General features: G+C 69.7%; 23 protein-coding genes and 1 riboswitch. Of the genes, 8 read left to right on the forward strand and 15 right to left on the reverse strand.

Features of this window, described 5'->3' with window-relative positions:
• Position 1 precedes the first annotated feature (1 nt).
• Complete coding sequence (locus AC07PU_RS04810) at positions 2-859, reverse strand: LysR family transcriptional regulator (protein ID WP_495315683.1); 858 nt, start codon at positions 857-859, stop codon at positions 2-4.
• Positions 860-947: 88 nt separating this feature from the next.
• Between AC07PU_RS04810 and AC07PU_RS04815 the strand changes: the two genes are divergently transcribed.
• The 3 genes from AC07PU_RS04815 to lipP1 all read left to right on the forward strand — a co-directional run bounded on the left by AC07PU_RS04815 (position 948) and on the right by lipP1 (position 2760).
• The gene (locus tag AC07PU_RS04815; RefSeq protein ID WP_093345920.1) at positions 948-1325 is read left to right on the forward strand and encodes a tautomerase family protein; all 378 of its coding nucleotides are present in this window, start codon (positions 948-950) and stop codon (positions 1323-1325) included.
• A gap of 35 nt (positions 1326-1360) precedes the next feature.
• Positions 1361-1744: a MerR family transcriptional regulator gene (locus tag AC07PU_RS04820; protein ID WP_057592651.1), complete on the forward strand. Its 384-nt coding sequence runs from the start codon at positions 1361-1363 to the stop codon at positions 1742-1744.
• A gap of 83 nt (positions 1745-1827) precedes the next feature.
• Positions 1828-2760, forward strand: coding sequence for a LipP1 family hormone-sensitive lipase (gene lipP1, locus AC07PU_RS04825; RefSeq protein WP_495315685.1), 933 nt, complete (start codon positions 1828-1830; stop codon positions 2758-2760).
• On the opposite strand, the gene AC07PU_RS04830 is transcribed toward lipP1, so the two are convergent.
• Positions 2678-3025 (reverse strand): SDR family oxidoreductase, encoded by a 348-nt coding sequence (locus AC07PU_RS04830; protein WP_495315687.1) that lies wholly within the window; start codon positions 3023-3025, stop codon positions 2678-2680. The two genes, lipP1 and AC07PU_RS04830, sit on opposite strands and share 83 nt — an antisense overlap.
• A gap of 30 nt (positions 3026-3055) precedes the next feature.
• Positions 3056-3859 carry an IclR family transcriptional regulator gene (locus tag AC07PU_RS04835; protein ID WP_495315689.1) on the reverse strand — a complete coding sequence of 268 codons (804 nt, stop codon included), beginning with the start codon at positions 3857-3859 and terminating at the stop codon, positions 3056-3058.
• A 198-nt stretch (positions 3860-4057) separates the two neighbouring features.
• Here AC07PU_RS04835 and AC07PU_RS04840 point away from each other — a divergent pair, with 198 nt between their 5' ends.
• Both AC07PU_RS04840 and AC07PU_RS04845 read left to right on the forward strand, forming a co-directional pair.
• On the forward strand, positions 4058-5551 hold the full coding sequence (locus AC07PU_RS04840; RefSeq protein ID WP_093345909.1) for an alpha/beta hydrolase family protein: 1494 nt from the start codon (positions 4058-4060) through the stop codon (positions 5549-5551).
• Between the two features lie 76 nt (positions 5552-5627).
• Positions 5628-6617 (forward strand): tripartite tricarboxylate transporter substrate-binding protein, encoded by a 990-nt coding sequence (locus tag AC07PU_RS04845; RefSeq protein ID WP_261210560.1) that lies wholly within the window; start codon positions 5628-5630, stop codon positions 6615-6617.
• A gap of 18 nt (positions 6618-6635) precedes the next feature.
• Here AC07PU_RS04845 and AC07PU_RS04850 read toward each other — a convergent pair whose 3' ends face one another.
• The 5 genes from AC07PU_RS04850 to AC07PU_RS04870 form a co-directional block, all read right to left on the reverse strand.
• The gene (locus AC07PU_RS04850) at positions 6636-7208 is read right to left on the reverse strand and encodes a TMEM165/GDT1 family protein (RefSeq protein WP_093345903.1); all 573 of its coding nucleotides are present in this window, start codon (positions 7206-7208) and stop codon (positions 6636-6638) included.
• A 10-nt stretch (positions 7209-7218) separates the two neighbouring features.
• Positions 7219-7389, reverse strand: a riboswitch (yybP-ykoY riboswitch).
• A gap of 90 nt (positions 7390-7479) precedes the next feature.
• Positions 7480-8859, reverse strand: coding sequence for a DUF8696 domain-containing protein (locus AC07PU_RS04855; protein WP_495315693.1), 1380 nt, complete (start codon positions 8857-8859; stop codon positions 7480-7482).
• A 110-nt stretch (positions 8860-8969) separates the two neighbouring features.
• Entirely contained in the window at positions 8970-10742 is a 1773-nt protein-coding gene (locus tag AC07PU_RS04860; protein ID WP_495315695.1) for an ATP-binding response regulator, read from the reverse strand.
• Positions 10743-10790: 48 nt separating this feature from the next.
• Entirely contained in the window at positions 10791-11474 is a 684-nt protein-coding gene (locus AC07PU_RS04865) for a response regulator transcription factor (protein WP_495315697.1), read from the reverse strand.
• Between the two features lie 291 nt (positions 11475-11765).
• A complete protein-coding gene (locus AC07PU_RS04870) occupies positions 11766-12071 on the reverse strand; it encodes a hypothetical protein (protein ID WP_495315699.1) in 306 nt (101 codons plus the stop codon).
• 180 nt (positions 12072-12251) lie between these two features.
• Here AC07PU_RS04870 and AC07PU_RS04875 point away from each other — a divergent pair, with 180 nt between their 5' ends.
• On the forward strand, positions 12252-12500 hold the full coding sequence (locus AC07PU_RS04875; RefSeq protein ID WP_398495634.1) for a hypothetical protein: 249 nt from the start codon (positions 12252-12254) through the stop codon (positions 12498-12500).
• An 18-nt stretch (positions 12501-12518) separates the two neighbouring features.
• On the opposite strand, the gene AC07PU_RS04880 is transcribed toward AC07PU_RS04875, so the two are convergent.
• A complete protein-coding gene (locus tag AC07PU_RS04880; RefSeq protein WP_495315702.1) occupies positions 12519-13016 on the reverse strand; it encodes an arsenate reductase ArsC in 498 nt (165 codons plus the stop codon).
• Between the two features lie 164 nt (positions 13017-13180).
• Here AC07PU_RS04880 and AC07PU_RS04885 point away from each other — a divergent pair, with 164 nt between their 5' ends.
• On the forward strand, positions 13181-13471 hold the full coding sequence (locus tag AC07PU_RS04885) for a hypothetical protein (RefSeq protein WP_177239394.1): 291 nt from the start codon (positions 13181-13183) through the stop codon (positions 13469-13471).
• Positions 13472-13491: 20 nt separating this feature from the next.
• On the opposite strand, the gene AC07PU_RS04890 is transcribed toward AC07PU_RS04885, so the two are convergent.
• The 6 genes from AC07PU_RS04890 to AC07PU_RS04915 are packed head-to-tail and all read right to left on the reverse strand — an operon-like array spanning position 13492 to position 19762.
• Positions 13492-14379 (reverse strand): VOC family protein, encoded by an 888-nt coding sequence (locus tag AC07PU_RS04890; RefSeq protein WP_495315704.1) that lies wholly within the window; start codon positions 14377-14379, stop codon positions 13492-13494.
• 34 nt (positions 14380-14413) lie between these two features.
• Positions 14414-15268: an ABC transporter ATP-binding protein gene (locus AC07PU_RS04895; RefSeq protein ID WP_495315706.1), complete on the reverse strand. Its 855-nt coding sequence runs from the start codon at positions 15266-15268 to the stop codon at positions 14414-14416.
• Positions 15265-16113, reverse strand: coding sequence for an ABC transporter ATP-binding protein (locus AC07PU_RS04900; RefSeq protein ID WP_495315708.1), 849 nt, complete (start codon positions 16111-16113; stop codon positions 15265-15267). The genes AC07PU_RS04895 and AC07PU_RS04900 overlap by 4 nt, the downstream gene beginning before the upstream one ends.
• Positions 16097-16675: an OsmC family protein gene (locus AC07PU_RS04905; RefSeq protein WP_495315710.1), complete on the reverse strand. Its 579-nt coding sequence runs from the start codon at positions 16673-16675 to the stop codon at positions 16097-16099. Before AC07PU_RS04905 ends, AC07PU_RS04900 begins: the two co-directional genes overlap by 17 nt.
• Before the next feature lie 17 nt (positions 16676-16692).
• Positions 16693-18522 (reverse strand): ABC transporter permease, encoded by a 1830-nt coding sequence (locus tag AC07PU_RS04910; protein WP_495315712.1) that lies wholly within the window; start codon positions 18520-18522, stop codon positions 16693-16695.
• Positions 18523-18571: 49 nt separating this feature from the next.
• A complete protein-coding gene (locus AC07PU_RS04915; RefSeq protein WP_495315714.1) occupies positions 18572-19762 on the reverse strand; it encodes an ABC transporter substrate-binding protein in 1191 nt (396 codons plus the stop codon).
• Positions 19763-19988: 226 nt separating this feature from the next.
• On the opposite strand from AC07PU_RS04915, the gene AC07PU_RS04920 reads away from it, so the two are divergent.
• Entirely contained in the window at positions 19989-21008 is a 1020-nt protein-coding gene (locus tag AC07PU_RS04920) for an ABC transporter substrate-binding protein (protein ID WP_495315716.1), read from the forward strand.
• Positions 21009-21010: the final 2 nt, after the last annotated feature.

Below are 21010 nucleotides of genomic sequence, written 5' to 3' on the forward strand. Positions count from 1 at the left end.
ACTAGCTTCGCACCACGCTGCGGAAGGCCACCGACAGCGCCTCGAGCGCCGCGCGCGGCCTTCCTTCCCCCACACGCGTGTGCAGCAGCACCGGCAGGCGCGGCAACTCGGGCAACCCGAGTCGCGCGCCCACATCGACCGCGCCGAAGGGCAGCATGCGCGGCGCCAGCGCGGCCACGCCGAGGCCGGCCATGACGGCAGCCGCGACGGCGGCGACGCCACCGCCGACGAAGACCTCGGTCCAGGACACGCGCGCCTCGTCGAGCAGCCGCGCGGCCAGCGCGCGCACGCCACAGGGCTCGGCCATGGTGGCCAGCGGCAGCGGCTCGCCCGCGCGGTGCTGCCAGGTCGGCGCCGCGAACCAGCCGAACCGTTCCTCGGCCAGCAGCTCGCCGTCGTTGCGGCCCGCATGCAGGCGCACGATCACGGTGTCGAGTTCGCGCCGGTCGAAGCTCTGCAGCAGCTCGCCCGAGGAGCCGATGCGGATCTCGATCAGCAGCTGCGGGTCCTGCGCGTTCATGCGCGCGATCAGCGCGGGCAGCTCGGGGCCCGCCACGTGGTCGCTGATGCCGATGGTGAGCCGCTGCCGCGCCTGCGCGAAGGCACCGAGCGCACGGTCGTGCACCGCCAGCAGCTCGCGCGCGTGCTCGAGAAAGGCCGCGCCCTTGGCCGACAGCTCCACGTGCCGCGGCGTGCGCTCCACCAGCCGGCAGCCGAGCCGCTCCTCGAGCCGCTTGAGCTTGAGGCTGATGCCGGCCTGCGTGGTCTGCAGCGCCTCGGCCGCGAGCGTGAAGCTGCCGAGCTCGACGATGCGGATGAAGGCCAGGACGGCATCGAGATCGAGGGGGCGTGCAATCATTTCAAAAAATTGTCGTTGATATATTTATCCATAGCAATTCCGTATGACTAGCATCGTCCGACATCACCACCCCCTTGAAGGAATCACGATGCCCATCAGCCATGTCTTCCTGCGTGCCGGCAAGCCCGAGGCCTATCGCAAGGCGATCCTCGACGGCCTCGGCCGCGCGCTCAGCGACGCGCTCGGCGTGTCCGAGGACAACCGCTTCATGACGCTCAGCGAGCACGAGCCCGCGAATTTCCGCCACGGCAACGCCTACGGCGTGACGCGCAGCGACGACGTGGTCTACATCAGGATCACGGTGTTCGACACGCGCAGCGCGCAGCAGAAGCAGGCGCTGTTCCGGCGGCTCGCGGAGCTGCTCGCCGAGAGCCCCGGCCTGCGCGGCGAAGACCTGTTCGTGAACATCGTCGACTCGCCGAAGGAGAATTGGTCGGTGGGCCATGGCCTCGCGCAATTCGCCTGAGGCCCGGCCGACGAGATCCACGATGGAGACATCCCATGCTCGATATTGCAGAGGTCGCGCAGCGCGCCGGCCTGGCGCCTTCGGCGCTGCGCTTCTATGAACGGCGCGGACTGATCGAGTCCGCGGGCCGCACCGGCCTGCGGCGCGCCTACCGGCCCGAGGTGGTCGCGCGGCTGGCGCTGATCCACTGCGCGAAGTCGGCCGGCTTCTCGCTCGCGCAGATCGGCCGCTTCCTCGCGTCCACGCCCAAGGACGTCGAGCTGCGACGCAGCATGGCCAAGCGCGCCACCGAGCTCGACCACGAGATCGAGCGACTGCAGACCATGCGCGACAGCCTCAAGCACGCGGCCGTGTGCACGCATGCCTCGCTGGTCGAATGCCCGAAGTTCAAGGCCAACTTCCGCGAGCTGGTGCGTTAGCAAGAAACCTCGAAGAAGCGCTTGACTTGAACCGAAGTTCAAGTCGTAGATTGGCCGTCCCCTTCACCACCGGAAGACAGGACATGCCGCTTCATCCCCAGGCACAGGCGCATCTGGATCGCCTCGCCGCCACCCGCTTCTCCGACATGCACACGCTCGCGCCCGACGCGATCCGACAGGGCATGCGCCGCATGCTCGCGGCGCTGCCGCCCGGCGCGCCGGTGGCCTCGGTCGCCGACCGGCGCATCGACACCGCGCCCGGGCCGCTCGACGTGCGCATCTACCACCCGTCGCCGCAGCAGGTGCTGCCAGTCATCGTGTTCTTCCACGGCGGCGGCTTCGTGCTCGGCGACCTCGACACGCACGACGGCCTCGCGCGCGCGCTCGCCATGGCGACGCAGGCGGTCGTGGTCTCGGTGGCCTATCCGCTGGCGCCCGAGCACAAGTTCCCGGCCGGTGTCGACGCGGCCTTCGCGGCCACCGCCTGGGTGGCCGAGCATGCGGCGCAGCTCGGGGCCGACGGGCATCGGCTCGCGGTCGCGGGCGACAGCGCCGGCGGCAACCTCGCGGCGGTGGTCGCGCTGAAGGCGCGCGATGCCGCGGGACCGCGGATCGCGCACCAGCTGCTGATCTATCCCGATGTCGATTTCCGCCGCATCAACACCTCGATCCAGGCCTATGCAGGGCAGTACGGCAACATCGGCCGCGAGATGCAGCACTGGTTCATGGACCACTACCTCGGCGACGCGGCACTGAAGACCCATGCGCTGGTCTCGCCGCTGCTGGCCGGGGACCTGCGCGGACTGCCGCCGGCCCATATCGTCACGGCCGAGTTCGATGCGCTGCGCGACGAGGGCGAAGCCTATGGCGATCGCCTGCGCGAGGCCGGCGTGCCGGTCAGCGTGAAGCGCTACGACGGCATGATCCACGAGTTCATGCGCTGGCCCTTCGACGCAACGCGCGAGGCGCTGGCCGATGCCGCGCGGGCGCTGCGGCCCACGCTGTTCGCGGCGTAGCGGCCTCAGGCCTGCGGATGCGGCCGAGCGCGGTCTGCGCGGCGAGCTGGGTTTCGAAGCCGGGGCTCTGGTCGAGCGCGTCGCTGGTCATGTCCGTGCGGATGGCGCCCGGCGAAACGGCATTGGCGCGGATGCCTCGCACGCCGAACTCCTTGGCCATGTAGCGCGTGAGCACTTCCAGCCCACCCTTGAAGGCGGCACAGGGCGCGACGCCCGGTGTCACGACACGCGTGGTCGCGCTCGCGAACGGATACTGGCCTGGCACGCCTGAGCGCGCACCGCGGGCAACGCCCGCTCAGTTGTCGTCTACGCGCACGAAGGACTCGAGCACCTTGACCATGCGTGCGAGCTGCGGGCCGATGTCCTGCTCGAGCAGCTCGCGGCCGAAGCGGCTGGCCGAGCCGCCGACGTTGAAGGTCACGACGTTGCCGTCGGCCTGCCGGATGGCCGCGCCCACGCCGCTGATGTCGCTCTCCCAGCCGCGCACGACCATCGTGAAGCCGCGCTCGCGCCAGTGGGCGAGCGAGGTCTCGATCGCCTGCTGCGTCTGCGGCCAGCGCTCGCGGTCGGCCAGCCGGATCTCGCCCAGCAGCCGCTCGCGCTCCTTCGCATCGAGCGCGCAGAGGTAGGCGTGGCCCATCGCCGAGCGCGCCACGGGCAGCCGCGAACCGATGTCCAGGCCCAGCGACAGCGGCGCGCTCGAGCGGCAGTTCTCCACGTAGAGCATCGACAGCCCGTTGCGGATGCCGAGCGACACCGAGGCGTCGTAGCGGTCGGCCAGGTCCTGCATGTAGGGCCGCGCGATGCGCCGCAGCTTGAGGTTCGACACCATCGTGATGCCGAGCGCGACCAGGCTGTCGCCATGCGCGTACTTGCCGGTCTCGCGCGAGTGGCGCAGGTAGCCCGCCACGACGAGGGTGTAGGCGAGGCGCGCGATCGTGGGCTTGGGCAGGCCGGTGCGACGCGCGAGCTCGGTGCTGGTGAGCCATTTCTCGTCGGGGCCCCAGGCGGCCAGGATGTCCAGCCCGCGCGCCAGCGCGGTCACGAAGCGCGGGCTGTCGGCACCCTCCTCGAAGTCGATCTGCTTGGTGCGGCCCATTCGTTTCTCTCAATTTAATTTCGTTTGACGGAATTATATTTTCCGCAGTTGGAAACGGTTCATGGAATTCCCTATACGAGAGAAACGCGAGCGGAAAGATACTCGCCGTCGTTCGAAAGAACGTTCCATAAATCTAATTCCGCTTAACGAAATTAAAAGATTCACGCGGAACCCATCCCCACACGCAGGAGACATCTCGTGAAGTTCCATCGCCATCCGGGCCGCCGCGCCACCCTTCTCTCGCTCATCGCCGCCGCGACGCTGGCCGCATGCGGCGGCGGTGGCGGCGATTCGTCGGGCGCCAGCGCCGCGGCGCTGGCCGCCGCCATCGCCGCGCAACAGGCCGGTGCAGGCGGCGCGGGCGCCGGCAATCCCCCGGCACCGCCGCCCCCGGCCGCACCCGAGCCCGAGGAAACGCGCGCGCAGGACGGCCGCCAGTTCACGGTCGACGAGACCAAGCTGCCGTTCGCGGCCATCTCGGGCGCGCCCGACACCGACCGCTGGTGGGGCGTGCTCGAGGGCGCGGGCTACCGCGTCGAAGTGCCGAAGAACTGGAACGGCATGCTCGTGATGTACGCGCACGGCTACGGCGGCACGGGCCCGGTGGTGAGCGTCAGCGATCCCACCATCCGCGCGCACCTGATCGGCCAGGGCTATGCCTGGGCCGCGTCGAGCTACACCAAGAACTACTACGACGTGCGCGCCGGCGTCGAGGACACCAACGCGCTCGCGCTGGCCTTCCAGCGCATCGCCTCGCAGAACGGTCGCACGCTCGATGCGCCGCGCAAGACCTACATCGTCGGCCAGTCGCTCGGCGGCCACGTGGCCGCGGCCGCGGTCGATGCCGAGGCGACGGAGACGGCCAACCACAAGGTGCGCTATGCGGGCGCGGTGCCGATGTGCGGCGTGCTCGGCGACACCGAGCTCTACAACTACTTCGGCGCCTCGCAGATCGCGGCGCAGCAGCTGGCGGGCCTGCCCGTCAACGGCTGGCCCGTGAGCAACTGGAATGACCTGCTGCCCACGGTGCGCGCCGCGCTGTTCACGCGATTCCCGAGCGCGACGACCGCGCAGGGCGAGAAGTACAAGGCCATCGTCAAGAACCTCACGGGCGGCGAGCGCCCGATGTTCGACGCCGGCTTCGCGGGCAGCATGAACGCCACCGTGTGGGGCACCTTCGGCCGCGACGGCACCATCAACGGCATCCTCAACCGCGACGGCTACGACACCACCGGCATCGTCTACCAGCTCGACAACGACCCGGCGCAAAGCCCGGAGGAAGTCACCTTCAACCAGGGTGCCTACCGGCTGCATGCCGACCCCGAGGCCAACCGGCTGCGGCGCGACGGCCTGCGCTGGTTCCCCAAGTCCAATGCGCGCATCGACGTGCCGGTGGTGACCATCCACACGCTGGGCGACGTTTACGTGCCGTTCAGCATGGAGCAGATCTACAAGCGCCGCGCCGATGCGCTGGGCACCTCGAAGTGGCTCGTGCAGCGCGCGATCCGCGGCATCAGCCACTGCGACTTCACGACCGAGGAACAGACCCAGGCCTTCGACGCGATGACGAACTGGGAGCAGAACGGCGTGAAGCCGGCCGGCGACGAGGTGCTCGACGCCGCGACCGTGGCGCGCGCCGACTACGGCTGCAAGTTCTCCTCGGCCAGCCGCGGCGGCTGTCCCGCGCCCTGACGGCGCCGGTGCGGCCCGTCCCGTTCGCGGGGCGGCCGCACCGCCCTTTCCGTTTTCCTCGTTCGCACGTCCTGCCATGAAACAACCCACCCTCACCCGCCGTGCGCTGCACGCCCTGCTGCTGGCCGCCGGCCTCGCCGCCGCTCCCGCCTTCGCGCAGTCCGATGCCTTTCCGGTGCGGCCGATCCGCGTGCTGATCGGCTTCACCGCCGGCGGCTCGACCGACGTGCCCTTCCGCGTGCTGGCCGAGAACGCCTCGAAGATCCTCGGCCAGCCGGTGATCATCGAGAACAAGCCCGGCGCGGGCGGCGTGCTGCCCGCGCAGACCATGCAGGCCACCGCGCCCGACGGCTACACGCTCGCGCAGGTGCCGCTGCCGGTGTTCCGCCTGCCCTACACCACCAAGCTCAACTGGGACCCGGCCAACGACCTGAGCTACGTGATCGGCCTCGCCGGCTATTCCTTCGGCCTGGTGGTGCCCGCCGATTCGCCGATCAAGTCGATGCGCGAGTACCTCGCCTATGCCAAGGCCAACCCGGGCCGCCTGAGCTACGGCACGCCGGGTGCGCTCACAACGCTGCACCTGACGATGGAAGCGATCGCGATCCAGGCCGGCGTGGAGTTCAATCACGTGCCCTACAAGGGCAACTCCGAATCGCTGCAGGCGGTGCTCGGCGGCCACGTGATGTCGGTGGCCGACACGCCGGGCTGGGGCCCGTACGTCGACCAGGGCAAGCTGCGGCTGCTGTCGACCTGGGGCGAGACTCGCTCGAAGAAGTATCCGAACGCGCCCACGCTCAAGGAGTCGGGCATCGACATGGTGCAGGCCTCGCCCTTCGGCCTGGTGCTGCCCAAGGGCGCGAACCCGAAGGTGGTCGCGATCCTGCACGACGCCTTCAAGAAGGCGATGGAGATGCCCAACTACCAGGAGTCGCTCGCCAAGTTCGACATGGAGACCTTCTACATGGACAGCGCGGCCTACAAGCAGTACGCGGTGCGCACCATGAAGACCGAGAAGGCCGTGATCGACAAGCTGGGCCTGGGCACGGCGGCCGCCGCCAAGTAGGCGGCCGCCCGCCGGGGCTCAGAACAGGTTGCCGACGTTGAACAGCGTCAGCAGCCCCAGCACGCCGAAGATGACGGCGGCCACGCCGTGCACCAGCCGCATCGAGACCTTGGCCGCGATCTTCTCGCCGAGGAAGACCGCGGGCGCGTCGGCCAGCATCATGCCCAGCGTGGTGCCGATCACGACCTGCACCACGTCGGGATAGCGCGCGGCCAGCGCCACAGTCGCGATCTGCGTCTTGTCGCCCATCTCCGCGAGGAAGAAGGTGATGACCGTGGTGCCGAAGGCGCCGAAACGGCTCTTCGTCTTCGCGGCGTCGTCGTCGATCTTGTCGGGGATCAGCATCCACGCGGCCATGGCCAGGAACGAGGCGCCGATCACCCAGCGCAGGATGTTCGGCCCCATGGCCTGGGCCACCCAGCCGCCGAGCGCGCCCGCGGCCGCGTGGTTGACGACGGTGGCGGTGAAGATGCCCGCCACGATCTGCCAGGGTTTGCGAAAGGTCGCGGCCAGGATGATCGCGAGCAGTTGGGTCTTGTCGCCCATTTCCCCGAGCGCGACCACGCCCGTGGATACGAGTAAGGCTTCCATGATGAAAAGAGAACTCCCTGGGCCAGCGACGCGAAGACCACGCCACTTCCCGGCCCATACCGAGGTGACGTGGTCAAAGGTCTTGCCAGGCTCTAAAGCTGCTCGCGCCATGGCCGAAGGCCAAGTGTGTTGACGCGGGCTCCTGCGTTGCGCAGGTCAGCTACTCCCCAATGACTGAGGCCGCGATCTTAGGGGCGAGCGTCGAATCGCCCTCGTCTTTTCGACGAATGTCCCCGTGTCGAGAGCGAGTTGCATTACCGGGCATGCGCGCTCAGGGCGCGAGCGTGAGCTTGAGGATCTGGTTGCCGTGGTTCGCGCCCACATAGACGGTGCCGTCGGCGGCCACCGCCACGCCGATCGGGAAATTGAAGGCGATCGGCGCGCCGGTGCCGTCCTGCAGGGTGCTGATCTCGCCCGCGGGCGTGACCACGCGCGCCACGCCATCCCAGGCGTGGGTCAGGAACACGTTGTCGTGCCCATCCACCGCCACGCCGTACGAATAGCCGAGCTTGGCCGGCGTGGCCACCGTTCCGTCGACCACGCCCGCGCCCGCGTTGCCGTTGGCGCAATCGCCCAGCAGCGTGCTCACCGTGGCACTGGCCACGTCGATCTTGCGCAGGCAGGGACTGTCGGTGTCGGTGTCGTAGAGCGTCTTGCCGTCGCGGCTGAGCGCCAGGCCCTGCGGGCGCGCGAACTGGGCGACCGTGCCGACGCCGTCGAGGTAGGCCTGCGTGCCGTCGCCCGCCAGCGTGCTCGTGGTGCCGTCGGGCGCGACCTTGCGCACGCGCTTGTTCTCCGTGTCCGCCACGAAGAGGTTGCCCGCGCTGTCGAGCGCGATGCCGGTGGGGTTGTTGAACATCGCGGTGGCCGGACTGTCGGCGTATCCGCTGCTGCCGGTGCCGACCCAGGTGCTGGCGGTCGTGGCGTTGGGCGCGATCCTGCTGATGCGATGCTGGTCGCTCACGTAGAGGGTGCCGTCGGCCGCCAGTGCCAGGCCGACCGGCGCATTCATCGTCGTCCCCGGCGTCACCTCGGCACCGCTGCCGCTGGCCGTGTCGATCCGATAGACCGAGCCATTGCCGCCCATGGCCACGTAGAGCTTCGCGCCGCTCGCATCGAGCGCGAGCTGATAGGGGCTGCTGTAGCTCACGCCCGTCGTCGCCAGCACGGTGGCGACCCAGGGCTTGACCGTCAACGTGGCGGCGCGGCTGGTCACGCTGCCGCTGGCGCCCGTCACCCGCACGCGCAGTTGCTGGCCGCTGTCGGCCAGTTGGCTGGCGGCCGTGCGGAAGCTGTCGCCGGTGGCGCCGGCGACATCGCTCCAGTGGGCACCGCCGTCGGTGCTGCGCTGCCACTGGTAGGCCGTGGCGTGCACGGCCTGCACCTTCAAGGTGGCGGACACGCCCTGGCCCACGGTGGTGTTCGATGGCTGCGTCGTGATCGAGGCCGCGGCTGGAGCGGGTGCCGGCGGAGGTGTCTGCGCGGCAGGCGCGGGAGCGGGAGCGGGAGCGGGAGCGGGAGCGGGAGCGACCGGGAAGCCGGCAAAGCCCCCGCCACCGCCGCCGCCCCCACAGGCCACCAGCACGAGATTCATGACCAGCAACGCGACGGGTGTGCGCGCTGCACGGCAAACGGCAAGACGGGTGTTCATGAGAGGCCTTCCTTCTTTCAAGTGAGTGGATGAGAAGGCCTCCACGGTAGGGATCGCGACACCTGCGATCTAGTGTCGAAGGTCATCGACTTTCGGCGGAAAAAAGACGCTCAGGCGTGCCTGCTGACGGGCGTCGTTTCGTGTCGCGTCAGCGCTGCGAGGGCCTGCAGCAGCCTGTCGGCCGCCACCGGCTTGAGCAACACCTGCAGGCCTGCGTCGTGCATCTGCTGCTGCCGTCGTGGCGCGGTTTCCCCGGTGATCAGCAACACCTGCAAGCCGGGGCCGAAGCGCGCGCGCAGCCGCTGCGCCACGGCCAGCCCGTCGGCGCCATCGGCCAGCCGCACGTCGCACAACAACACGTCGACCGGGGCGCCCGCCTGCGCGGCCTGCGCCAGCACGGCCTCGGCTTCGGCCTCGCTGGCCACCGCGTCGATGGCCACGCGATGCGCCTGCAGCAGCCCGGTCACGGCCTGGCGGATCGGCGCCTCGTCGTCGATCAGCAGCACGCGTCGCGGCAAGGGCAGGACGGCGTCGGGGCGCGCGATGGACGGCGCGACACCCGAGGCCGACACCGCCGGCAGCACCATGCGGAAGCGGCTGCCGCGCCGCGGGCGCGAATGCACCTGCAGCGGATGCGCCAGCAGGCGCGAGAGCCGTTGCACGATCGACAGGCCGATGCCCAGCCCCTGTGCGCGATCGCGGCCCGGATTGTCGACCTGGTAGAACTCGTCGAAGATGCGGCCCAGGTGCTCGGGCGAGATGCCGATGCCGGTGTCGCAGACATCGATCCACACCAGCGGCCCGCGCGCACGGGCGGCCACCACCACGCCGCCGCGCGGCGTGTACTTGAGCGCGTTGTCCACCAGATTGGAGAGCAGCCGCTGCAACAGCTGCGGGTCGCTCAGCACCCAGCACGGCGTGGCGCGCAATCGGAGTTGCAGGTCCCTGCCGGTCGCCTGCGCCGCGAACACGTTGTTGAGCGCGAGGAACAGCGGATTGAGCTCCACCGGCCGGATCCGCGGTGCCACCTCGCCGGCGTCCAGCCGCGAGATGTCCAGCAAGGTATCGAGCGAATCGCCGAGCGTTCCGACCGCATCCATCAGCCGCACCGCGTGGTCCCATTCCTCGCTGCCCTGCAGCTTCTTCTCGATCACCGCGCCGAACAGCGCGATCGCATGCAGGGGCTGGCGCAGGTCGTGGCTCGCCGCGGCGAGAAAGCGCGTCTTCTCCTCGCTGGCGCGCTGCGTCGCGGCGATCTGGTGGCTCAGCTGCTCGGCCAGCGCCTCCTTCTCGAAGCGCATGGTCAGCGAGGCCGTCAGCAGCCGATGGTGCTGCAGCGCGAAGGTGATCATCACGCACATGTAGAGCAGGCAACCGGTGGCCAGGAACAGGTGCACCGTGTCGCCGCGCCAGGCCAGCGCCAGGGTCAGGCTCGCCATGCTGGGCACGATGAAGCGCGGGATGTTGCGCTTGAGAACCGCCAGCGACAGCGCACCGCCCGCGCAGCCGCCCATCATCATGACGATGACCATGACCCAGAGCCCGAGGTTGCGCCCCGGCGGCACGCACAGCCAGGGCGCGAGGCCCCAGACGCAGGAGCGCAGCAGCACGTTGCGCGCATTGAAGCGCGCCCAGTACTCGGGATGCTCGGCCGCATCGGGGCTGCGCCGGTAGCGCCGGTAGGCGCGTCGCAGCGTCAATGCCAGGTGCAGCGCCATCCACAGCAGCACCTGCCAGCGCCAGGTGGCCACGAACAGGCCGATGCCCAGCGCCTGGGCCGTGAGCATGTCCGCGAGATAGGCGGCCGGCGCATTCGCATGGACCGCCGCCACCTGTTCGCGCAGCACCCGCCGGGCCAGTTCGGGTGGGGGTGACTCAGTCATCGCGAGCATGCGGGCATCTCCCATCGAAGGCCGCATGGCGCGGAGAGCTTATCGAAGGCTGCTGATGAGCTGGGCCCGCGAGCGCATGCCGAACAGCAGCAGCAAGGTAGACACATGGTTCTTGACCGTGCCCTCGGTCAGGTGCGACAGCTGCGCGATCTCCTTGTTCGACTTGCCGGCCAGCAGCCAGTCGAGGATCTCGACCTGGCGCGCATTGAGCTGCGGCTGCGACTCGGCGCGCGCCGGCGTCGTGGGCGCACCGCTCGAGGTCGTCGATGGCCGGGCCGGCAGGCCGATCAGGTCGTTGTCCCTCACGTAGCGCAGCACCTCGCCCAGATGGCCGGTCTTGGGCAGGAAGGCCTGCGCCCCGAGCGCCATCGCGCCGTGCATCAGCGCATGGCTGTCCTTGCCCGAGAGCACGATCACGGGCGAGGAAGGAAAGGCGCGCCGGAAGCGCACCAGGGTGTCCAGCCCCTGCGAGTCGGGCAGGTCGAGATCGAGCAGCACCAGGTGGTGCGAGGCCTCATGGAGCGCGTAGAGGTGCAAGGCGTCGGCGAGGCAGCGCGCCTCGTGCACCGGCACGCTGCCGGTCTCCGCGAGCAGCAGCGCGCGCAGGCCCAGGCGCACCAGCTCATGGTCGTCGACCACCAGGATGCCGCGCGCCGGCAGGGGCAGGCCGGCTTCGCTGCGCAGCGACGCGGCATGCGGTGACAGGGGTGTGGCGTGGGCCATGGGCGGGCATCTTAGTGCTGCCTCGAGCGAAAACCGAAATGACCAAAGTCATGAAAGCAGCTGCTGTGCGGCGAACGATCGGCGCCATCGGCAAGGGACTCGCCCTTTGGGATATTGCGCGATCCTCGCTGGTGTCGTCGCCAGTCCTGCTGCACGTCGAAAAGGAGCGACCGCTTCGAGGATTCCAGTCTTCTGCGGGCTCATTCGCCACGCAAACGCGCTCACCTACGCAAGAAGAGATAGCTCTTCTGGACGCCTCGGCTCATGAGTGCCGCGCAGCGCGGCCCGCGCTCAAATCGCGATCGAAGGCAGCGCCTGCCCTTGCGCGGCGCGTGGTCCCACCACGATGCGCTGGGGCCGTTCCGCGCGCGGCAGCGGCTCGGGCAAGGCCTCGGGTGCGGCCGTGCCGAGCGCGCCCCACACGGCCGCGAAGCGCACGTCGGCTTCCTTGCGCAGGCGCGCGATCTGCTCGATCTCCTGGGCTGCGACCTTCATGCGGCCGCCGCGCGTTCGCTGGTGCAGCACGTGAATGGCCGCCTGGGCCGCGTCCTCGGCGCCCACCCATGCCGCGAAGGCGGCGTCCCGGTTGTCTTGCATGCTTGTTCCCCAGCGAAGAAGTTGGGCGCAGTCGCAATCATCTACGCCTTGATACACCGTATCGATCGGACCGCGCGTCTTCTGTAGGTCATTGCCGACTCGGCCTGCCGGTGGAGGACTGCCCGCCGCCCGCGCCGGCGGCCGATCATTCTTCCGACCAAGACCTCGAGGAAAAAAACCATGTCCCAGCTCAGCGTCGATCTCTACCAAAGCGTCACCGATCCCGAGAAATTCATGGCCGTTCCGTCCGGCACCGATCCCGCCGAACTGACCGGGCCGATGGTGTTCGACCGGGACTACGGGCAGGTGGTGCGCTACCGCCAGGGCTTCGAGTTCGACCCCACGCAGGACTACGCGGGCGCCAACGCCGCCAAGATCGCCGCCGACATCCTCACGGTCCGGTGGGCGCTCTATCGCCGCGACGCTTGAGACCTGGCGGCGAGCGGCTCAGGAAGTCCCGATCTGACGCGCCTCCGCCTCGATCACGAGGCGGTCGATGCGTTCGTCGGGCAGGTTGACCAGCAGCTCCACGTGCCGACGGATCGCATGCATGGTCTGCACGAAGGCGTCGTCGCCAAGCTCCGCGCCCGGTGCGCGCGGGTCGGGATGCGACCAGTGCGCCGAGGCGGGCTGGCCGGGCCAGACCGGGCAGGTCTCGCCCGCGGATTCGTCGCAGAGCGTGATCACGAGGTCCATGTGCGGGGCCGAGGCCGCACCGAATTCTTCCCAACTCTTGCTGCGCAGCCCTTCGGTCGGCAGACCCGCGCCCCGTAGCGCCTCGAGCGTGCGCGGATCGGCCTGGCCGTCGGCCGTGGGCGCATGGCCCGCGGAATGCGCGACGAAGCGGCCGTGGCCCAGTTGGTTGAGCAGCGATTCGGCGATCAGGCTGCGCGCGGCATTGCTGTTGCAGAGGAACAGGACGTGGACGGGATGGCCAGGATTCATGGCGTGACGCGAGGCCGCGCGTCGCGGCCCGGTTTGTTGCGGACCCGGGCATTGACGCCGCTTCCGATGACGCACGCATGACACCCCCGCGCCGGCGTGTGTAGTGCCGGCGTCACCTTCGCTGCGCAGGATGGCGTCTTTCTCCACTTCATCGAAAGCACCGCATGTCCACCGACGCCAAGCTCATCGCCGCCGCCGAACTCGCCGACCACTACATCGAGATCATCCTGTCGGAAGAACCGGCCCTGTTGGTCGAGAAGATCGCCGACCAGGGCGCGAAGGACATCGCCAAGTCGGCCAAGGCGCTGGCCGAGTTCCGCCTGCAGCTGGCGAAGGCGCTGGCCGAGCAGCCGATCCCCGAGTACTTCGAGGAATCGGAAGAGGAAGAAGAGGAGTCGGAGGAAGAGTCGGCCGAGGACGGCGAAGAAGCCAAGGACGAGCACGCCGACAAGTAAGCGGCCCGCTCCCGCGCCGTTCAGCCGCCCACGAGGCTGTCGAGCGCCGAGGCGCGCCGCGCGGCGCCTTCGCGCGCGCCCGGCGCGAATTCGATCAATGCGCCATGCGTCATCGCGAGGTCCGGCGCCTCGGGCGACGGCGTGGCGGCGGTGTGCAGCACCAGCGCGTACGGCCCCTCGCCGCGCGCGCTGAGCCGCTGCTCCACCGCGCGGCCGATGGGCGTGGCGGCATCGGTCTTCGCGCTCGCGCGCGGCGACGAGAACACCAGCGCGCTGCCGCCGAGCGCGATCACGGCCAGCCGCACGCCGCTGCCCGGCAGCGCCACGGCTTCGCCGACATGCACCGCCACCTCGCCATGCCCGTCGCCGAGCAGCGCGCGGTAACGCTCGAGCGTGGCGTCGAGGTCGTGCACCGCGAGCGCGAGGCTGGCGACGCCGAGCGCGCCATTGGGATGCGTGCGCGCATCGCCCTCGGGCACGCGCAGCGCGCGCGGCGTGAGGTCGCCGCACAGAAAAGGCAGGTCGGCCGTCGCGGGCCGCGCGGTCTGCCAGCGCAGTCGTTCGCCGTCGGGGCGCACGCGGCCCCCGTCGAGCGGGCCGTCGAGCGCGAGCCCGCGCGCCTTGGCCTCCTCGACGGTGATCGCGGTGCTGCGCGGCAGCAGCGCGAAGTCGACGATGCCTTCGCCATGGCGCTGCAGCAATTGCCACCAGCGCTCCTCGGGCGAGGGCGCGCGCCAGGCGATCAGCTCGAAGTAGCTGCCGTCCTGGAACACCACCAGCGCGTTGTGCGTGGTGCGGCCCGGATGGTCGCCGCCGCGCAGCACCTGGAAGCCGAGCGCCGCGTAGTCGGCGATGGCGCTCTCGAGGTCGTGCACCGCGATGACGATGTGGTCGAGTTTCAATGACATGGTCGTGTGTTCTCCCGTTGGGGGCGTGTGAAGTTCAGGAGGCGGTGCGCGCGGCGCCGTCGCCGCCCAGGTAGGCATCGCGGATGCGCGGGTCGTCGAGCAGCGCGGCGGCCGGGCCCGAGAGCACGATGCGCCCGGTCTGCAGCACGTAGCCGTGGTGCGCGATCTGCAGCGCGAGGCTGGCGTTCTGCTCGACCATGAAGACCGAGACGCCCTGGGCATTGATGCGCGCGATCAGCTCGAGCACCTTGTCCACGTACAGCGGCGACAGGCCCATGGTCGGCTCGTCCATGCAGATGAGCTGCGGGCGGCCCATGAGCGCGCGCGCCATCGCCACCATCTGCTGCTCGCCGCCCGAGAGCGTGACGGCCTGGAAGTCGATGCGTTCGGCCACGCGCGGGAACAGCTCGAGCATGTGCTCGAGGTCCTCGGCCACCGCGCGGCGGTCGTTGCGCGCGTAGGCACCCATCAGCAGGTTCTCGCGCACGGTCATCGCCGGGAACAGCCGGCGCGCCTCGGGCACCGAGCCGATGCCCTTGCGGATGATCTGCGGCGTGCTCAGGCCCAGCGTCGAGACGCCGTCGAACAGCACCTCGCCCGAACGCGGCTTGAGCAGGCCCAGCACGATCTTCATGGTGGTCGACTTGCCGCTGGCATTGCCGCCGAGCAGGCTCACGATCTGGCCCTTGCGCACCTCGATGTCGAGGCCGAAATGGGCTTGCACCGGGCCGTAGAAGCTGTTGACCTTGCGCAGCTGCAGCAGCGGATGAACGGCGGTGCGGGCCGCGGGGCCAGCGGCCGGCACGGCCGGTGCGGCATGGTCCTCGTCGCGCCCGTCTCCCCACAACGGCGACGGCGGCAGGCCCGTGCGGGCGACGGTGGCGATCATGCGGGCACCGCCTCGGGCCGTGCCTGCCCCACCTGCCGGTGGCCGAGGTAGGCCTCGATCACCGCGGGGTCGTTGCGCACGTCGTCGGGCCGGCCCTCGGCGATCTTGCGGCCGTCGTCGAGCACGGCCACGCGGTCCGACAGCTGCATCACGAGGTCGAGCTTGTGCTCGATCAGCAGGATGGTCTGGCCGCGCGCCTTCAGGCCGCGGATGATCTCGAGCATCTCGGCGGTCTCGCTCTCGTTCATGCCGGCCGTGGGTTCGTCGAGCAGCAGCAGCCGGGGCTGGAGCGCGAGTGCGCGCGCGATCTCCACCCGGCGTCGGTTGGCGTACGAGAGGCTGTAGGCCGGGTGGTCGATGCGCGGCGCCAGCCGTTCGCCGAACAGCGCGACGATCTCGAGCGCATCCCGGCGCAGTGTCTGCTCCTCGCGCCGCACGGCGGCGGGCTGCACCAGCGCGAGCGCGAGCTCGGCCATCGCCCCCAGGCCCGGCACGCCGCCCACGCGCGGCTTCACGGCGCGCAGCCGCGTGTGCGCGCCGACCAGCACGTTGTCGAGCACCGAGAGGTTGGCGAACACGCGCCCATGCTGGAAGGTGCGCGCCAGGCCGCGCGCGGCGAGTTGCTGCGCGGGCAGGCCCGTGATGTCCCGGCCCTCGAACAGCACCTGCCCTGCGTCGGGCCGGTCCAGGCCGGTCACGAGGTTGAAGAGCGTGGTCTTGCCGGCCCCGTTGGGGCCGATCACGCTGAGCAGTTCGCCTTCGGCCACGTGCAGGTCGACCGCGTTCACGGCCGTGAGGCCGCCGAAGCGGCGCACCAGGCCGCGGATCTCAAGCAGCGATGGCATCGCCCGCTTCCTGCGGCGCGTTGGCGGCCTGCGCCTTCGAGTTCACGAGCTTCACCTCGGCGCGGATGTTCTGCGGGTTGCGCAGCAGGTTGAGGATCGGGCAGTTGCGCTCCACTGCCTCGAACAGCGCGTCGACCTCGGCTTGGCTCGCGGGCGAATCGATGTGCACCGTGTAGCCGATCTGGTGCGGCCAGATCGGCGTGCTCTCGTGGCCCGGCTTGCCGCCGCGCGGATCGATGAGGCCCGTGACCTCGACCTCGAGGCTCTCCAGCGGCACCTGCCGCTCGGCCGCCTGGATCAGGAAGATGTGCGTGACGCAGGTGCCGAGCACGCCGAGCTGCAGCTCGGGCGAACTCGGGCCGAGGTCGTAGCCCGCGAAGTTCGGCGGGCTGTCGCTGATGACCTGGTGGTCGCGGATGCGCAGGCGGCGCACGCCGCTGCGGCCCTCGGCCTTCACGCTCGCCTTCAGTTGCAGCGGCTGCGCGCTACCCGCGTCGACGGCGGCATTGCGCGCCAGCACGGCGGCGCGCTTCTCGGCGAGGTAGTCGTTGAGATGGCTCATGGTGTGTGGTTCTTTCTTCAGACGGTGCCCAGCAGGCCTTGCGGGCGGAAACGGATCAACAGCAGCAGCGCGACGCCGTAGATCAGCATGCGGTACTCGGCGGTGACGCGGAACAGTTCGGGCAGGCTCACGAGCGCGACCGCGCCGAGCAGCGCGCCGCTGATGTTCCCGAGCCCGCCGAGGATGACCATGGTGAGCGCCAGGATCGAGATCTGCGAGCCGAAGGTCTCGTGGTTGATGTACGAGTACATGTGGGCCGTGAAGGCGCCGCTCACGCCGGCCGCGAAGCCGCCGAAGCCGAAGGCCAGCGCCTTGTAGCGATCGGGGCTCACGCCGTAGGCGCGCGCGGCCACCTCGTCCTCGCGCACCGCGCGGAAGGTGCGGCCCAGGTGCGAGCCCAGCAGCCGCCACTGCAGCAGCGCGAGCAGCACCATGGCGCCGAACGAGGCCCAATAGATCGCGCCGTTCGACGAGGCGTCGCGCCCGAACAGCGACAGCGGCGGAATGCCCGAGACGCCGATCGGCCCGCGCGTGAGGCTCTCCCAGTTGAGGATGGTGAGCGCCACGATCTCGCCGATCCCCAGCGTGGCGATCGACACGTAGTGGCCGCGCAGCCGGAAGGCCGGGAAGATCAGCGCGGTGCCGATCAGCGAGGTGAGGATGCCCGCCAGCACGATGCCCGTGCCCACCGGCAGGTGCAGGTCGAGCACCAGCAGCGAGGAGGCATAGGCGCCGATGGCCAGCAGCCCCGCATGGCCGAGCGAGATCTGGCCTACAGTGCCCGCCACCAGCGTGAGGCTCAGCGCCAGCGCGGCATAGAGCCAGGCATTGGTGAGCGTCTGCAGCAGGTAGGGCGAGGGATCGAACAGCGGCAGCAGCACCGCGGCCGCGAACAGCGCCACGAGCAGGCGGCGTGGCACGCGCCAGGGCTTGCTCGGCGCGATGAAGGTGCCGGTCAGCGGCTCGGGCGGCAGCGCGCGCTTGCGGCCGAACAGGCCGTTGGGCTTCCACACCAGGATCGCCAGCAGCAGCGCGAAGGCGAACAGGTTGCGGTAGGGCGTGCCCAGCAGCGCCACGCCGTAGCTCTCGATCAGTCCGAGCAGCAGGCTGCCGACGATGGCGCCCGGCACGTTGCCCACGCCGCCGACCACGGTGGCCACCACGCCCTTGAGCGTGGCCTGGAAGCTCATCGCGGGGCTGATGTTGTTGTAGTACATGCCCACCAGCAGGCCCGACAGCCCGCCGAGCGCGGCCGCGATCGCGAACACGGTCTGATTCACGCGGTCGACGTCGACACCCATCTGCTGCGCCGCATCGCGGTCCTGCGCGGTGGCGCGCACCGCCCAGCCGAGCCTGGTGAAGCGCAGGAAGCCGAACAGCATGGCCGCGCTCGCGAGGCCGATGCCCGCGATCAGCAGGTCGAGCGCGCCGATGGTGCCGCTGCCGACCTGCAGCCGCCAGTCGGGCAACGCCGTGGGCAGCGCGCGCGGGTCGGGGCTGAAGACCAGCTGCACCAGGATGTCGAGCACGAAGCTGATGCCGATGGTGGCCAGCAGCGGCGCGATGCGTGCCGCGCCCTGCAGCGGGCGCAGCCCCACGCGCTCGATCAGCATGCCGAGCGCGCCCGAGCCCAGCACCACCAGCGCGATCGTCACCGGCAGCGGCGTGTGCAGGTATGTGGTGGAGGCCCAGCCGATGTAGGCGCCGACGGTGTAGACCGAGCCGTGCGCGAAGTTGATCAGGTGCGAGACGCCGAAGATCAGCGCCAGCCCGACCGCCAGCAACGCATAGATGTTGCCGATGATCAGGCCGTTGACCGTGTAGTCGAAGAAGGAGCCGAAGTTCATCGAAGGACCGCCCTCTCCTCACGGAAAGGCGCGCCGTGCGCGAGCACGCTCATTTGGTCGAGGCCAGCGCCGCCTTCTCGTCGAGCTGCGCCCACTTGCCGTCCTTCACCACCAGGTTCACGCTCTTCACGCCGATCACGCGGCGCGTCTGCGGATCGAAGCTGGTCTTGCCGAAGATCACGCTGGGCACGTCCTTGATCTTGTAGAAGGCGTCGCGCACCGCCTTGCGGTCGGCGTTGGGGCCGGCCTGGCGCAGCGCGGCCGCCGCGTACACCACGGCGTCGTAGGCATAGGCGTTGAAGGCGTCGGGTTCCTTGTCGTACCTGGCGCGGAAGCTCTTCACGAAGTCGCGCACCTCGGCGCGCGGTTCCTCGGGGAAGAAGGCGGTGTTGGTGTGGATGCCGTTGACCGCGGCGCCGCCGAGCTCGATGAACTTCGGCGAATAGACCGAGCCCACCGCCGCGATCGGCTGCTTCAGGCCCACGCTGCGCACCTGGCCCGCGATGAGCGCGCCGTCGGGGTAGTAGGAGATCAGCACCAGGCCGTCGGGGTTGGCGTCGCGCACGCGCACGAGCGTGGAGCGGAAGTCCTTCTCGTCGGGCTGGTAGCCCTCGGCGATGGCGAGCTGCGCGCCGCGTTCCTGCGCGGCCTTCACCAGCACGTCCTTGCTGGTGCGGCCCCAGTCGGTGTTGAGATACAGCACCGCGATGCGCTTGAAGCCCAGCGTCTTGACCGCGAGATCGGCGAGCAGCGGCTGCGCGTCGGCCTGGCTGATCGACGGGCTCCAGATGTAGTCGCCGCCCTTGGTGAAGTCGGGGTGCGAGTTGGTGAAACCCAGTTGCACCAGGCCCGCGCGCTGGTAGATCGGCGAGGCCGCCATCGAGGCCGGGCTCGAGAAGTCGCCGAGCTCGATCAACACGCGCTTGTCGTTCACCAGCTTCTGCGCGATCGCGACCGACTGGCGCGGATCGCTCTGGCTGTCCTCGAAGTTGTAGGCCAGCGGCCGGCCATGGATGCCGCCCTGCGCGTTGATGTGCTCGAGCGCGAGGTCGAAGCCCGCCTTCCACTGCGCACCGTACTGCGCGTTCTGGCCGGTCAGCGGCCCGCTGACGCCGAACCAGACGGGCTCGCCGCTGGCCGGCGCGGCCAGGACGGGTGCGGACAGCGCGAAGGCGGCGCCGGCCAGCGACAGCGCGGCGATCCGGCGCAGGAAGCGTTGGCGGGAGATCGGTGTTGGCATGGTGTGGGGGTCCCGGGGCATGAAGATCAGGCCGGCCATTCTTCGCGTTGCCCGGGGCCGCTGGAACGAAAAAAAGCGCTGCGCGATATGCGTTTTCCGAGCAAGCCATGTCGCGCTCTTGGCGCTCTTGCAGGCCGGACATATGCATGACCGAAAACATTCGTTGGATACGCGTGGACCGCGCTCGGACACTCGCCGCTTCGAATATTCCGGTGGAGAAGCCCTGATGACCGACTCTCTTTCCTCGCGCCTGCCGCCTTCGCGCCGCGGCGTCCTTCAAGCCGGCGCCGCCGCCGCCGTCGTGGGCTCCGCGGCCCTGCTCGGCGCCTCGGCCTGGTCGCAGCCGCGCAAGCTGACCTTTGCCTGGAGCCAGGCCGGCTTCTGCCTCGCGCCCGTACCGGTCGCGCTCGAGCGCGGCTTCTTCGAGAAGAACGGGCTCGACGTCGAGCTGCTGAACTGGGCCGGTTCGTCCGACCAGATGCTCGAGGCACTGGCCACCGGCAAGGCCGACGTCGGCGTGGGCCTGATCCACCGCTGGGTCAAGCCGCTGGAAGCCGGCTTCGACGTGAAGGTGGTCGGCAGCGTGCACGGCGGCTGCCTGCGGCTGGTGGGCGCCAAGGCCGCCGGCGTGACCACCGAGCTCGCGAGCCTCAAGGGCAAGACCATCGGCGTGTCGGACCAGAACAGCCCGGCGCGCCAGTTCTATGCGATCCATCTCGCGAAGAAGGGCATCGACATCGACAAGGACGTCGACTGGCGCGTCTATCCGGCCGACCTGCTCGACATCGCCGTGAAGAAGGGCGAGATCCAGGCCATTGCCGACGGCGACCCGAACGTCTACCTGATCGAGAAGCGCAACCCCGGCGTCTTCACCGAGATCGCCAACAGCGCCAAGGGCGAGTACGCCGAACGCCTGTGCTGCATCGTCGGCGCGCGCGGCGAGTTCGCGCGCAACGACAAGCCGCGCGCCGCCGCCACCGTGCGCGCGCTGGCGCAGGCCTCCGACTACGTGGCCGAGAACCCGAACGAGTCGGCGCGCATCTATGCCAAGTACGCGCCCAAGGTCGCGGTGGAAGACCTGCAGAAGCTGTTCACCGAGCTGACCTACAAGCACCATCCGGCGGGCAAGGCGCTGCGCAACGAGGTGGAGGCGTTTGCGACGGACTTCCGGAATGCGGGGATCCTGAAGAAGAGCACGGACGTGGTTCGGTTCGCGAACCACGTGTCGTTGGACGTGCTGGCTTGAGG

This window comes from Variovorax sp. GW821-FHT10D07, assembly GCF_059415325.1.

Coding starts and splice junctions, on each gene's coding strand:
- AC07PU_RS04810 (WP_495315683.1), bottom strand. CDS start 859: ATGATTGCACGCCCCCTCGATCTCGATGCCGTCCTGGCCTTCATCCGC.
- AC07PU_RS04815 (WP_093345920.1), top strand. CDS start 948: ATGCCCATCAGCCATGTCTTCCTGCGTGCCGGCAAGCCCGAGGCCTAT.
- AC07PU_RS04820 (WP_057592651.1), top strand. CDS start 1,361: ATGCTCGATATTGCAGAGGTCGCGCAGCGCGCCGGCCTGGCGCCTTCG.
- lipP1 (WP_495315685.1), top strand. CDS start 1,828: ATGCCGCTTCATCCCCAGGCACAGGCGCATCTGGATCGCCTCGCCGCC.
- AC07PU_RS04835 (WP_495315689.1), bottom strand. CDS start 3,859: ATGGGCCGCACCAAGCAGATCGACTTCGAGGAGGGTGCCGACAGCCCG.
- AC07PU_RS04845 (WP_261210560.1), top strand. CDS start 5,628: ATGAAACAACCCACCCTCACCCGCCGTGCGCTGCACGCCCTGCTGCTG.
- AC07PU_RS04850 (WP_093345903.1), bottom strand. CDS start 7,208: ATGGAAGCCTTACTCGTATCCACGGGCGTGGTCGCGCTCGGGGAAATG.
- AC07PU_RS04855 (WP_495315693.1), bottom strand. CDS start 8,859: ATGAACACCCGTCTTGCCGTTTGCCGTGCAGCGCGCACACCCGTCGCG.
- AC07PU_RS04860 (WP_495315695.1), bottom strand. CDS start 10,742: ATGACTGAGTCACCCCCACCCGAACTGGCCCGGCGGGTGCTGCGCGAA.
- AC07PU_RS04865 (WP_495315697.1), bottom strand. CDS start 11,474: ATGGCCCACGCCACACCCCTGTCACCGCATGCCGCGTCGCTGCGCAGC.
- AC07PU_RS04870 (WP_495315699.1), bottom strand. CDS start 12,071: ATGCAAGACAACCGGGACGCCGCCTTCGCGGCATGGGTGGGCGCCGAG.
- AC07PU_RS04875 (WP_398495634.1), top strand. CDS start 12,252: ATGTCCCAGCTCAGCGTCGATCTCTACCAAAGCGTCACCGATCCCGAG.
- AC07PU_RS04880 (WP_495315702.1), bottom strand. CDS start 13,016: ATGAATCCTGGCCATCCCGTCCACGTCCTGTTCCTCTGCAACAGCAAT.
- AC07PU_RS04885 (WP_177239394.1), top strand. CDS start 13,181: ATGTCCACCGACGCCAAGCTCATCGCCGCCGCCGAACTCGCCGACCAC.
- AC07PU_RS04890 (WP_495315704.1), bottom strand. CDS start 14,379: ATGTCATTGAAACTCGACCACATCGTCATCGCGGTGCACGACCTCGAG.
- AC07PU_RS04895 (WP_495315706.1), bottom strand. CDS start 15,268: ATGATCGCCACCGTCGCCCGCACGGGCCTGCCGCCGTCGCCGTTGTGG.
- AC07PU_RS04900 (WP_495315708.1), bottom strand. CDS start 16,113: ATGCCATCGCTGCTTGAGATCCGCGGCCTGGTGCGCCGCTTCGGCGGC.
- AC07PU_RS04905 (WP_495315710.1), bottom strand. CDS start 16,675: ATGAGCCATCTCAACGACTACCTCGCCGAGAAGCGCGCCGCCGTGCTG.
- AC07PU_RS04910 (WP_495315712.1), bottom strand. CDS start 18,522: ATGAACTTCGGCTCCTTCTTCGACTACACGGTCAACGGCCTGATCATC.
- AC07PU_RS04915 (WP_495315714.1), bottom strand. CDS start 19,762: ATGCCAACACCGATCTCCCGCCAACGCTTCCTGCGCCGGATCGCCGCG.
- AC07PU_RS04920 (WP_495315716.1), top strand. CDS start 19,989: ATGACCGACTCTCTTTCCTCGCGCCTGCCGCCTTCGCGCCGCGGCGTC.